Origin of the sequence: Anabaena sp. UHCC 0253 (genome assembly GCF_009712085.1) — a bacterium.
Taxonomy (GTDB): domain Bacteria; phylum Cyanobacteriota; class Cyanobacteriia; order Cyanobacteriales; family Nostocaceae; genus Dolichospermum.
This window is the reverse complement of the sequence record NZ_VILD01000005.1, coordinates 1-13,011: the sequence shown is the minus strand read 5'-3', so window position 1 is coordinate 13,011 and position 13,011 is coordinate 1. Positions and strand designations below refer to the sequence as shown.

The window sequence follows — 13,011 nt, the reverse complement described above, 5'->3', positions numbered from 1 at the left end:
GAGGTGATAGAAGCTGAAAAAATTAAAGCGGGAGATTTATATTAGCAACGAATATCTTAGATAAAAATGAATTGAGTGATGAGCAAGTATTAGAGGAATATAAAGCCCAACAATCTAACGAGAGAGGATTTAGATTTTTAAAAGACCCGTTGTTTTTTACATCAAGCGTATTTGTAAAAACTCCTGAAAGAGTAGAATCAATAGCAATGATAATGGGATTGTGCTTGTTAGTCTATAATCTTGCACAAAGAAAATTAAGGCAAGAATTAGCTAAATTTGATGATGGGATTAGAAATCAAGTCAATAAAATCACAAATAAACCGACAATGAGGTGGGTATTTCAGATGTTTCAGGCTGTACATTTGGTAATCATAAATGGACAAAAACAAATGAGCAATTTAACGGAGGAACGTGAAAAGATTGTCAGGTATTTAGGAAGGAGTTGTAGTAAATATTATCTAATTATTTGATGAGAGTTTATTAGACCAAAAAAGATGTAGATAGTGATCGATAAAATTAGTAAATAGAAATTTTTAGCAAAGAGTGAAAATATTTTTTGCTGTAATTGTCATGTTTATTTAAGCCGAAATGACTATTTTAATTGAGAGAGAGAATCTATTTTAAAACCTAGCGAAATTAATTTCGGTAATATTCTCTATTTTTTGGTAGATAAAGTTAAACTCAACCAGAAAAATTAGGTAAATAAAATTTTCCTGGCTGGGATTTTTCAAAAATATCAATAATCTGAGTTACATCTGCGGAATGTGGGTTGAATATCAATTCCTGTGGGTGAATAATAAGCCATTGTGTGTTGCAGAAAGTTGATATCATCCCTTTGAGAAAAGTCCTCTCGGAAATGTGCGCCGCGACTTTCTTGGCGATTCAGGGCTGAAGCCAAAATGGTTTGTCCTACTACCATTAAACTTTGCAGTTCTAAGGCTTCGACTAATTCTGTATTCCAGCTAGTACCTTTGTCATCTAAATATATTTGTGAATATTGCTGTTGTAATTCGGCAATTTTATCCAATCCCTGACCCATTAATTCGGCGGTACGGAAAACGCCGCAATATTCAGTCATATTATCTTGGAAAGCTTGACGAATTTGATTAATGCGGTATTTTCCTGGTTGTTCTATCAGAACTTGAATTTGTTGTTGAGCTTCCTTGATATACCGTGTTTCATCTATTGATGGTAATTGGCGATTTTGGACATAATTAGCGATCGCTGCCCCAGTCCGTTTGCCATAAACTACACATTCCAATAGAGAATTACTACCGAGACGATTAGCTCCGTGGACAGAGACGCAAGCACTTTCCCCAGCGGCAAAAAAGCCTTCGACAAAGCCATCTTCACTATTACGAACTTGTCCATCAGTGTTAACAGGAATACCACCCATACAGTAATGAATAGTGGGACGGACAGGCATAGGTTGAGTGACAGCATCTACACCGACTAAACGATGGGCTTCTTCCCAACAGAAGGGAACACGACTCATGATTTTTTCCTTACCCAGGTGGCGCAAATCCAGATAAACAAAAGGACCGCCTGGACTACCATCAGTATTCACACCGCGACCAGCCCGGATTTCATAAGCGATCGCTCTTGAGGTAATATCACGGGGGGCTAATTCCATACGACTGGGGGCGTAATTGGCCATAAAGCGATCGCCTGTGGAATTAATTAAATATGCCCCTTCTCCGCGCACAGCCTCAGAAATCAGCACGCCCACAGGATACAACCCCGTAGGATGAAATTGCACAAATTCCATATCTTCCAAAGGTAAACCAGCCAAAGCCGTCATCGCCAAACCGTCACCAGTGGAAGCATAATCATTAGAAGTCGTGTTATAAACGCGACCATAGCCTCCCGTGGCAAACATCACAGCCTTGGCTCGTAACACCTCAATCTGCCCATCCAAGAGATGAAACATCACCACACCCTTAGCCTGACCATCCTCTAAAATCAGGCGCATTACATACCATTCTTCGTAAATTTGCACACCATAACGGCGTAAATTACTGACCAACTCATGTAAAATCGCATGACCGGTTTTATCAGCCGCGTAACAGGTGCGGTTGTGAGAATGGCCACCAAAAGCTCGTTGAGCAATGCGACCATCTGGTAAACGAGAAAATAACACTCCCAGATGTTCTAAATCAATGACTACATCCGGTGCTTCTTGGGTTAAAATCGCTACAGCATCTTGATCCGCTAAATAATCAGAACCCTTGACAGTATCAAAAGCGTGGGCTTCCCAAGTATCCGTATCATCAACATTTTTTAAAGATGCCGCCATACCACCTTGAGCAGCTACCGAATGAGACCGTATCGGGTGAGTTTTGGCAACTACCGCTACCTTTAAACTAGGATCGGTACGGGCAATTTCCACCGCCGCCCGACATCCCGCTAAACCGCCGCCAACAATAATTACATCATGTTCTAGCATTATCAATCACCGAGATAAAAAAATTCCCTGTCTACAGGACAGGGTAATAAGAAAATTGTAATTTGGGAAAATTCCCTTTAATTAATTGCTTGTATGGGAGTTTGTCGGGACATATTGCTTTTTGCTGGTTGACTTTGGGTCTCCGGTTCTACAGCATTGAGTTCAATATTATTTAATAAAGTCGTCACAAACGCAAAAAGTAGAAAAGGTAGAGATAATAGAACTACAAGACCTACTGTAGCCAAAGCGTATACTGGTCGCTTTGCACCCATTAAGGCTAAAGCTGATGCCAAGCTAATAGTAATCGTGATTAACCAAACGATAATTTGGCCGTAGATATCACCGAAAGTTAAAGTGCAAGCAAACCGATAGTTTTGAATATTATCTTTGTTCATTTTAATTAGTCTCAATTCTTTTCTATAGCTTCTACCTTAGAGCTATGTTTGCCAGGAGAACAATTTCTCAATATTTTTCCAAGCTTTGTAATATTACTTCACATTATGTCTGGGCGACCCGTTCCCTCTCTCCACCACGCGATGCTATTAGCAAACCATAGTTAGTCCCGGATTGAAAATTTAAGTATGCTTATGTATATTTACTGTTTAAATGAGCATTTATTCCCGTCTTCGAGTTAAAATGGGAACACGGTTAACAAGCGATTCGTCTTCTGGTTATACATAGCTATGACCTCATCCACAACTCACTGTAAATGTGTTAATATGTGTTTTATTTTACATATTTTTTACTAGTAAAAGCATTTATGTAACCCCTTAACAAGATACTACTTTGAGTACCTCATGGGAAAATATCAACAAAACTAGATTTTACTGCGTAAATTGTTATTCATGCTGTGTATTCCCTAAATGTTCTCTTTAATCCTATCATGCCGATGAGGTGATCAATAGGAATAGGGTTTTGACAGCGATTGATTTTCACATACTCATTACTTGTTCATAATTGCCAGATTGAATAACTAAATTAAAAGGATATTTGACCATGAAATTGATTCAAAGATCTCTATTTTCCTTAGCATTTTCTGTAACTTTATTTTCTCAAATAGGTTTAGTCCAAGCTCAGTCATTCTCCAATCTCAAACCTTTACAAATCAGTCAGAAATTTAAGCCACGAGTAGATAATAAACCGAACCCAGTTACAGATGGAGGAGCTACTAGAGGAAGATCCTGCCTGAAAAAGCCAGAATCACTAAAACCTTTAACTCCAGCAAATATAGTTGGGACAACTGTATCTGAGCGTCCTACTTTCTTCTTGTATGTACCTGATTCCACAGCTAAAACCCTCGAATTTAATATTTTTGCTGTTGGTGAAACTGAAAATTTATATGAAGGTAAATTGCCTATGCCCAAAGAATCGGGAATTATTAGTTTTACTCTGCCTGAAAATGCACCTCCCCTCAAAATTAATCAAACTTATCAATGGTCTATCAGCATGATTTGTAATAATGAGGACTTTAGCGCCAATCCTCGTGTCAGTTCCTGGGTAGAACGAATCGAAGCTGATTCTTCTTTATTGAAAAATCTGGAAAGGTCTAATTCCCGAAATCTAGCGGCTATTTATGGAGAAGCAGGAATTTGGAATGAAGGACTCAATGCGATCGCTAAACAACGCTGCATTGAACCAAATAACTTATTAGTGAGGATGAAGTGGAGACAATTTTTAGAATCAGCGGGATTGAATGAAATGATATCTAAGAAATTAATCAATTCCTGCTCGGTTAATAATAGATAATATGCAAGAAAAATTGATCAGCAAACTCTGGCAATGGCGGGGAGTATTAATTGCTATTTCTAATGCTACAGTTATTGTCACCCTGATCAGGTTGACAGGCTTACTTCAATTAGTTGAATTAACAGCTTTAGATCAATTTTTTCTCCTCCGTCCCAAAGAGCCAGTTGATAGTCGCGTCGTTATTGTGGCAATTGATGAAAAAGACATTGAAAAACAAGGACAATGGCCTATTTCTGATGCCGTATTGGCCAATTTATTAGAGAAAATTAAACAGCAAAAACCTAGAGCTATTGGTTTAGATATTTATCGAAACTTAAAGGTTGATCCTGGACATGAATCTTTAATAAAAGTATTTTCATCTACTCCTAATTTGATTGGTATCCAAAAAGTTTTTAAGAATGAGGATAATTCACCCATTAAACCACCATCTATACTTGAAAAAAAGCAACAAGCAGGAGGAAACGATTTAATTCTCGATGATGATGGTAAAGTCCGGAGAGGATTACTTTACTTATTTTTAGAAAATGGTGATGTTTTAGAAAGCTTATCTCTAAAATTGGCATTGTTATATTTACAGCCAGAGGGAATTACAGAAGAAGCTGCAAAAACTAATCCAGATTATTTACAATTAGGGAAGGGTGTTTTTCCTCGATTTACAGCAAATGATGGTAGTTATATAAGAACGCGAGAAGGAAGCTATCAAGTTCTTTTAAATTACCGAGGAGGTATAGAAAAGTTTCCTACTATTTCTTTAACAACCGTTTTAGAAAATCGGATTCCTCCAGATTTTATGCGGGAAAAAGTGGTGTTAATTGGGTCTAGTGCCGGAAGTTTAAAAGACCTATTTTACACACCTTATACTAATAAGGTATTCGCTACTCCACAACGAATGCCGGGTGTAACAATTCACGCAAATTTAACTAGTCAAATTTTAAGTGCCGCCCTAGATGGTCGTCCATTAATTCAGACTTGGGATGACCCATGGGAATATATCTGGATATTTAGTTGGTCAACTATTGGTGCTATTGTCAGTTGGCAATTACGCTATAGTTATCGCCTCTTGGTAATTGGTATTATTTTGGCAGGTGGTAGTTTAGTTAGTGGTTGTTTTCTATTATTTATATTTGGTTGGTGGATTCCTGTAATTCCACCACTTTTAGCATTAGCTGGATCGGCAATGGTTATTACCCAGTATGTGGCTAGTAATGCAACCAGTATGCAAAAGACTTTTGGACGTTATTTAACAGATGAAGTAGTTAATAATTTATTAGAAAATCCGGCTGCTTTGAAATTGGGAGGAGAGAGGAGAAAAGTCACAGTTTTAGTGTCTGATTTAAGAGGGTTTTCCTCAATTTCTGAAGAATTTTCCCCCCGAAGAAGTGGTCAAAATTCTCAATTTGTATTTAGAGGCTATGACTGATATTATTCATCAATATAAGGGGACAATTAATGATTTTATGGGTGATGGCATTTTGGTGATGTTTGGTGCGCCAATTAGTCGTGAAAATGATTCCCAGCGAGCGATCGCTTGTGCGGTGGCGATGCAGTTAGCAATGAAGCAAGTAAATAGTACAAATCAAGCCATGAATTTGCCAATCCTGGAAATGGGTATTGGTATTAATACTGGTGATGTAGTTGCAGGTAATATTGGTTCTCAAAAACGTGCAGAATATACTGTTATTGGTGGTCATGTTAATTTAGCAGCGCGAATTGAGTCATATACAGTGGGAGGGCAGATTTTTATTTCTGAGCATACTTATCATGATGCTGATATTGATTTGCGAATTGATAGTGAATTGGAAGTAGAAGCTAAAGGGATAAAATACCCTGTAAATTTATATGAAGTTGGTGGTATTGGTGGGGAATATCAGCTATTTTTGCCGACGGAAGAAGAAAGTATGGTCAGTTTGAGTGAGGAATTATTAATTGAATATATGATATTACAAGGGAAGCACGTAGATGGAGAATTGTTTGCTGGTACATTGGTAGGACTTTCTGAACATGGCGCACAACTGAGTTCTAAACATTCCTTAGAAAGATTAAGTAATATTAAAATCAAATTATTGACAGATACGGCTTTATGTGATGAAGAGCCAGATATATATGCAAAAGTAGTTAAAAAATCTACTGTTGACGAAAATTATTTTTTGCTTCGATTTACAACTCTTCCCCAAAAAGCGATCGCCCGATTGAATAAAATCCGGGAAATCAACATGAATTCATGAGGTATTGATCTAATTATCTCTGTGATTTCACTCATGTTAATGCACCTACAAATCTGCTTTGATATTACTAAAGTTTATTCATATATAAAAAATGCTGGCTAGAGTCTGGAGTGCATCTATTGTTGGGATTGACGCGGTTAAAGTTGGGGTGGAAGTTGATGTTTCTGGAGGTTTACCAGGAATTGTGATTTTGGGTTTACCAGATTCGGCTATTCAAGAATCTAAAGAACGGGTGAAAGCAACTTTAAAAAATGCGGGTTTTGCTTTTCCCATGCGGAAAATTGTTATTAACCTAACTCCCGCAGATTTAAGAAAGGAAGGACCGGCTTTTGATTTACCAATAAGTGTAGGAATTTTAGCAGCTTCTGAACAAGTTAACGCCGATTTGTTGGGAGATTTTTTATTTTTAGGTGAAGTTTCTTTAGATGGTAGTTTGCGTCCTGTAGCTGGTGTTTTACCTATTGCTGCAACTGCACAAAAAATGGGAATTTCTGGTTTAGTTGTTCCTGTTGATAATGCCCAAGAAGCGGCTGTTGTTGAAGGTTTGGCGGTTTATGGTTGTAATCATGTTGCTGATGTGGTGGATTTATTAAATAATCCCAGAAATTACAAACCTGTCCAGTTAAATCCAACAATTGAAACTACTCAGGAAACATTTTTAAATTTAGCAGATTTGCAAGATGTCAAAGGACAAGCTCATGCACGAAGAGCTTTAGAAATTGCGGCTGCGGGGGGACATAATTTGATTTTTGTGGGACCACCAGGCAGCGGAAAAACGATGTTAGCAAGACGTTTATCGGGGATTTTACCACCTCTAAGTTTTTCGGAATCTTTGGAAGTAACACGGATTCATTCTGTGGCTGGATTGTTGAAAAATCGTGGTTCTTTAGTGCGCGATCGCCCTTTTCGCAGTCCTCACCATTCCGCATCGGGTCCATCTTTGGTTGGTGGTGGCACTTTTCCCCGTCCTGGCGAAATTTCATTATCCCACAGAGGTGTGCTTTTTCTCGATGAATTAACAGAATTTAAAAGAGATGTTTTAGAGTTTCTGCGTCAACCTTTAGAAGATGGTTATGTAACGATTTCTCGAACTAAACAATCGGTAACTTTTCCAGCACAATTTACATTAGTAGCCAGCACAAATCCCTGTCCTTGCGGTTATTATGGCGATACAATTCAAGGATGCACTTGTTCCCCTCGACAACGAGAACAATATTGGGCAAAGTTGTCTGGTCCATTAATGGATAGAATTGATTTGCAGGTGGCAGTAAATCGGTTGAAACCAGAAGAAATTCTGCAACAACCAACGGGAGAATCATCAAAATCTGTAGCGGGACGAGTCCAAAAAGCCAGAGAACAGGCTACAATTCGGTTTCAGGAACAAGAAAATCTGCAATGTAATGCCCAAATGCAAAGTCGTCATCTTCAGAAATGGTGTAATTTAGATGATGCTAGTCGCAATTTATTAGAAGCTGCAATTAGGAAATTAGGGTTATCTGCAAGAGCAAGCGATCGCATTCTCAAAGTAGCAAGAACTATTGCAGATTTAGCAGGAGATGAATATCTCAAACCCCAGCACGTAGCGGAAGCGATTCAATATCGGACAATTGATAGAATGCAATAGCAGAAATTAAAGAGGGTTAGGAGAAGGTAATTGGTGATTGGTAATTGGTGATTGGTGATTGGTGATTGGTGATTGGTGACAGGTAAGAAGGAGGAAGAATAATCTTGAATCTGGGTTATTTAAGAGTTGATAATTGTCAATTATCAATTATCAATTATCAATCGGTGTTATTTGCAAAAAAGGTAAAAGTTCTTTATTTAACCTACCGATGCGGACAAACTCAGCATAGGTATCGGCTTCAATTGCCAATAGTTCCCCTCTTAGTTCTTGGGTGGTAAATTCTTGTAAATTTGGGTATTCATCCAGTAATTTGTCTATTTTTTCTTGCCAACGGGCAATTTCTCCGGCAAGAAGTTGTTTTTGATAGTCATAAAACTCCGGCTGAATTCCGGGACGCTTCTGCACTGTTTCTAAATATTCCAGCGCCCTTTGGAGAGCAACTTGACGGGTAATTGCTTCCATATATTCTTGACGTAGCGGTTGCGAACCTAAAAGTTGGAGTCTTTCTAATAATGGTTGAGTAGTTAAACCTTGTACTAAGAGTGTAAATAAAACCACTCCAAATACTGTGGCAATCATTTCCTCTCTGTGGGGTAATGTCGCTGGTACACTCAAAACCAGGGCAATAGAGACAGATCCCCGCAAACCTCCCCACGACAGCACAGTTTGTTCAGGTAAAGAAATGTTGGACTTAGCTAACCAGTTGCTAAGACTACTTAAGCCATAAATGGATACTGCACGTGCCAAAATCAAGGCAGCGATAGTGATGGCAATAGTTTTGAGATTATTTCCTAAGACATCAAAACGGATTTGATCACCAATTAACAAAAACACAATTGAATTGACAAAGAAAGCTAAAAATTCCCAAAATTCGGAAACGATGATCCGTGTCCGTGGATTCATGCCAATCCGTGAGCCAAAGTTGCCTAAAATTAAAGCTGTGGTGACAACTCCAATTACTCCAGAACCACCTAAATGTTCTGTAATAAGGTAAGTGCTGTAGGCAGAAACTAGGGTGAGAGACTGTTCTACTAGTGGTAAGTCAAAACGTTGTGTCAGATAGGAGATCCCAAACCCAATTAGTCCACCAATGCCGATACCAATACCTACTACCTGAAAAAATTCTAATAAAGCCGATTGTACGTCTAGTGTGGTAGTACCTAATGGCAAGGCTACTAATAAGCCAAAAGCCACAACCGCCATACCATCATTAAATAAGCTTTCCCCTTCCATCAATGTTGTCAGACGTTTGCTTGCGCCTAGTTCCCGAAACAAAGCCGTTACAGACACTGGATCAGTTGCTGATAGACTAGCTCCTACTAATAGAGCAATACTTAGTTCTAGTCCAGCAAATTGATTCAGACCTAGTGCCACTCCAGCAATAGAAATGACTACCCCAATCACTGCATACAAACAAATCGGGACTAAATCTTGCTTTAAATCTGACCATTTCAAGTTCCAAGCAGCTTCAAACAGCAGTGGTGGCAAGAAAATCATCAAAATCAATTCTGGGGAGAGATTCACTAGTCGCACATTGACAAATGCTAACCCTAATCCCACGATTACCAGGAGTAGGGTGTAAGGAATGCGGCGAAACCAACTAAAAACTTGAGGTAGTGTCGCTACACCCAGAGATACAGAAAGTACAAGTAGAAATTGCTTGAGTTGTTCTTCGATTACGATTTCTTCCATTGCCCACTCTAATGCCATAATGGTATTCAATTGAGTAACTAGATATAGTTAATGCACTCATTATTTATATTATGAGTGATTTAACGGACATGATATAAAATCAAGATTAGGATATTTAACATATTGCCTCTTGCCAATTTCTCAATTACCAATTACCAATTACTATGGATTACTAATTATATGCCAATGGTGTTGAGGTTATATCTATGTTTACGAACTTACTTAAATTTATACTCGGTTTTGTTTTGGCGATCGCAGTTTTACTGGGTACTGGCTTGACAGTTGCTCTCTATTTTGTCAATCGCACCGCTGTAGCCCCTCCCAAACCGATGTTTGCTAATGATAATCCCTCTAGTAATACTCCCAAACCTAAAGCTAGTGTAAAACCTCTAGCAGGTGGAAAAGCTACTCCCAAATCTAGCCCTAAGCCTAAACCTACCCCTACACCCACAGAATCGTCTGATTCATTACCACCAGGTGCTTACCAAGGAACGGTTACTTGGCCGCAAGGGCTAAGTATTCGCTCAGAACCAGATGCAAATTCTCAAAGTACAGGTGGGGTTGCTGGGAATAAAGAAGTGATAATTTTAGAGGAAAGTGCAGATAAAAAATGGCAAAAGATTCGCATTCCTGATACTAATCAAGAAGGATGGGTTAAAGCAGGTAACATTAAGCGTTCTGAGTGAATTGGGAAAATTTGTCTGTGTATTCCCTCCATTAGCAATTTACTAATTAATGACGAAACCGCGTTTAATTTGTTCGCTTTCCATAGCTTGAAATAATGCCTGAAAGTTACCTTCACCGAAACCTTGAGCTAGAAAACGGCGTTCAATAAACTCAAAGAAAAAAGTTGGTTGTGGAAAAATTGGCTGGCTGAAGATTTGTAATAATAGTTGTCCTTGGGGAGCATCTTCATGCCAGTCTACTAGTATTTCTTGGTGAGCGATCGCTTGTAATTCTTGGGGGGAAAGGGAAAATTTATATCTTTTTTGTAGCTGGGAATAGTAATTTTCAGGAACAGAAAGAAAGGATAAACCAGCAGCCCGAAAATGAGCGATCGCATTAACAAGATCCAGTGTCCGCAAAGCAATATGCTGAATCCCTGCACCTCTATTCACATCTAAAAATTCCTGAATTTGTGAATTAGGTGAAGCTGGTTCATTAATTGGTAATTGGATATTACCATGGGGCGAAATCATCACCTGACTATGCAAACCTGAACGATCAGTTTTAATGTTAAAACTTTGTTGAGCTTGGAAATCAAAAATTTTTTGATACCAATTAATAGCATTTTCCAATTCACCAACTTCTACATTCAGAACTAAATGATCAATCGCCATAATAGGAGCGTGGATAATCTTTTCTCCCTCTGCTTTTTTACCTTTTTTCTGGTAATTAATGTATGATTAAAGCCACCCCAAGCAGCAATTTTGGCATACTTATACAATACAGCATCTTGAACAGGTTCGAGAACTGTAGCACCATTGCTGATAGCCTTGGCTGTTAATGCTTCCACATCCTCAACGGCAAAAGCTACATCAGCTACACCAGGAGGATATTGACGCAAAAATTCAGCCACTGGGCTAATGTCTAAAATCGCAGAAGAAAGTAAAAAGTAGACAGATCCACTTTTTACTATTTCCGTACAAGTATGCAAGGATTTTTGATGATGAAAAATACCATCATTTACTACTTGAAACCCAAGACAATTTACAAACCAATCTCGCCACCTTTGGGCATCTTCGACATAGAAGTGAACGTGATCAATTTGCAGCATAATTTATTGACAATCTAGTGAGGTAATTGGTGATTGGTAACTTGCCCTGAGCGTAGCCGAAGGGTTGGTAATTGGTGATAAAATTCCAGTTTTCATACTGGACATCCTTAAATCCTGTGCTATGGCTAACGCCACGCTCCGCGAACGAATTCTCTAACTAGCAACTTACAGTATTATCTAATTACATCCTAAAAAAATAAATGACTTTCAGGTTGAATATTAATCTCCATTGGTATGGCTTGAGGTTCAGCAGATAAAGCATAAAAAATAGCATTGGCAGCAGTTTCACAACTAAGCATTTTTTGGCGATCTACTTTTAAATTTACCTGATCCCAAAATGGGGAATCTATCCCCCCAAAGTAAAAAAGTGTGATTTTCACACCAAAGCGTTTCAGTTCTTCTGCAATACATTTACTAAAACCAACCACACCAAATTTAGACGCAGAATAAGCAGCGGCCATGGGCATTGAATGTTTACCCAGAATACCGACAACATTACAAATATGACCTGATTTACGTTTTTGCATCTCTTTAGCTGCGGCTTGAGTCGTATAAAAGCAGCCTTTTAAGTTCAGATCCACCATTTTTTCTAAATCTGCTGGTTCGATGTTGTTGTAGGCTTTGAGAATACCTGCTCCGGCTGCATTTACCAAGACATCAATTTGTCCAAACTGAGCTATTGTCGTTTGGATTAATACTTCCACCTGTTGGGGTTGAGTAATATCTGTGGGAACTGTCAATACATCTCCTGGTAGCTCATTTGCTAATGCGGCTAAACTTTCACCGTCTCTAGCTGCGAGTACCAACCTCGCACCTGTGGGTGCTAGTTGACGAGTTAAAGTTGCACCAATACCACCAGTAGCACCAACAATGACAATAACTTTATCTTGTAGCATCACAGTATTTACATCTCTTTACAAACTATATTTATGATAGTCTATCTCAGTATCGTGGGTGTCATACATCTTTGAGCGATCGCTTGAGCGCACAATTTTTTTCTAATTAGGGCTTGCTGAAAAAGTCGTATTGAAGCCAGACCAAGAATCAATTAACAATGCTTGTAAGTGAAAACATAATTCATTGTATGAAGTAATTTGAGTAAATATAATATTTTCTAATCATCCAAATCTAAAAATAGGAAAAACATAGTATTTCCTCAAATAGATACAAAAAAAGTCATAATAATCCGCCGCAGTAATGCGGAAAGATTCATGACTAAAAAAGTTATGGCAATGGCTGTTTCTGAAGTATTAGAAAGTTTAGTCATCATTCGATCAAGACTATATCTTCTTTTGCCTTCTCCAAATTTACCTTCAATACAATTACGATCTCTCTCGTCTAATTGTGCCTGCTTTTTGGTTTCTTTGCTGACATTTGTTGGTGGTCTTCCCAGTGGTGGTCCACTAATTCTAATCCCTCTGTCTTTGCACCATTTTCTATTATCCTTGGTGCGATAAATTTGATCTACATGCACTGATTCTGGATAGTATCCTGTTGCAGC

Annotated in this window: 10 protein-coding genes and 2 pseudogenes; 6 read left to right on the top strand and 6 right to left on the bottom strand. The window is 38.4% G+C overall.

The features are described 5' to 3' along the window. A pseudogene (locus FJR38_RS14230) lies at positions 1 to 470 on the top strand (IS1634 family transposase); the annotation flags it as partial. 266 nt (positions 471 to 736) lie between these two features. Here the strand turns inward: FJR38_RS14230 and FJR38_RS14225 are convergent. Beyond that, positions 737 to 2,446, bottom strand: a complete 1,710-nt coding sequence (locus tag FJR38_RS14225) for a succinate dehydrogenase/fumarate reductase flavoprotein subunit (RefSeq protein WP_168537780.1) — start codon at positions 2,444 to 2,446, stop codon at positions 737 to 739. 77 nt (positions 2,447 to 2,523) lie between these two features. Further along, complete coding sequence (locus FJR38_RS14220) at positions 2,524 to 2,841, bottom strand: hypothetical protein (protein ID WP_168500155.1); 318 nt, start codon at positions 2,839 to 2,841, stop codon at positions 2,524 to 2,526. Between the two features lie 601 nt (positions 2,842 to 3,442). Between FJR38_RS14220 and FJR38_RS14215 the strand changes: the two genes are divergently transcribed. From FJR38_RS14215 to FJR38_RS14205, 4 genes are all read left to right on the top strand, one after another. Further along, the gene (locus FJR38_RS14215) at positions 3,443 to 4,192 is read left to right on the top strand and encodes a DUF928 domain-containing protein (RefSeq protein ID WP_168537778.1); all 750 of its coding nucleotides are present in this window, start codon (positions 3,443 to 3,445) and stop codon (positions 4,190 to 4,192) included. Position 4,193: 1 nt separating this feature from the next. Further along, positions 4,194 to 5,612: a CHASE2 domain-containing protein gene (locus FJR38_RS29350; protein ID WP_371418215.1), complete on the top strand. Its 1,419-nt coding sequence runs from the start codon at positions 4,194 to 4,196 to the stop codon at positions 5,610 to 5,612. After that, positions 5,572 to 6,417, top strand: a complete 846-nt coding sequence (locus tag FJR38_RS29345) for an adenylate/guanylate cyclase domain-containing protein (protein WP_371418214.1) — start codon at positions 5,572 to 5,574, stop codon at positions 6,415 to 6,417. Before FJR38_RS29350 ends, FJR38_RS29345 begins: the two co-directional genes overlap by 41 nt. 91 nt (positions 6,418 to 6,508) lie before the next feature. Continuing rightward, the gene (locus FJR38_RS14205; RefSeq protein WP_168537776.1) at positions 6,509 to 8,041 is read left to right on the top strand and encodes a YifB family Mg chelatase-like AAA ATPase; all 1,533 of its coding nucleotides are present in this window, start codon (positions 6,509 to 6,511) and stop codon (positions 8,039 to 8,041) included. A gap of 150 nt (positions 8,042 to 8,191) precedes the next feature. On the opposite strand, the gene FJR38_RS14195 is transcribed toward FJR38_RS14205, so the two are convergent. Further along, on the bottom strand, positions 8,192 to 9,751 hold the full coding sequence (locus FJR38_RS14195) for a Na+/H+ antiporter (RefSeq protein WP_168537774.1): 1,560 nt from the start codon (positions 9,749 to 9,751) through the stop codon (positions 8,192 to 8,194). A 188-nt stretch (positions 9,752 to 9,939) separates the two neighbouring features. On the opposite strand from FJR38_RS14195, the gene FJR38_RS14190 reads away from it, so the two are divergent. Next, positions 9,940 to 10,419 carry an SH3 domain-containing protein gene (locus FJR38_RS14190; protein WP_168500145.1) on the top strand — a complete coding sequence of 160 codons (480 nt, stop codon included), beginning with the start codon at positions 9,940 to 9,942 and terminating at the stop codon, positions 10,417 to 10,419. 42 nt (positions 10,420 to 10,461) lie between these two features. On the opposite strand, the pseudogene hppD reads toward FJR38_RS14190, so the two are convergent. The 3 genes and pseudogenes from hppD to FJR38_RS14175 all read right to left on the bottom strand — a co-directional run. Next, positions 10,462 to 11,507 (bottom strand): annotated as a pseudogene (gene hppD / locus FJR38_RS14185) (4-hydroxyphenylpyruvate dioxygenase). A gap of 191 nt (positions 11,508 to 11,698) precedes the next feature. Beyond that, positions 11,699 to 12,406, bottom strand: a complete 708-nt coding sequence (locus FJR38_RS14180) for an SDR family oxidoreductase (protein WP_168538240.1) — start codon at positions 12,404 to 12,406, stop codon at positions 11,699 to 11,701. A gap of 260 nt (positions 12,407 to 12,666) precedes the next feature. Further along, on the bottom strand, positions 12,667 to 13,011 hold a 345-nt coding region (locus FJR38_RS14175), incomplete at its 5' end, for a transposase (RefSeq protein WP_168537772.1).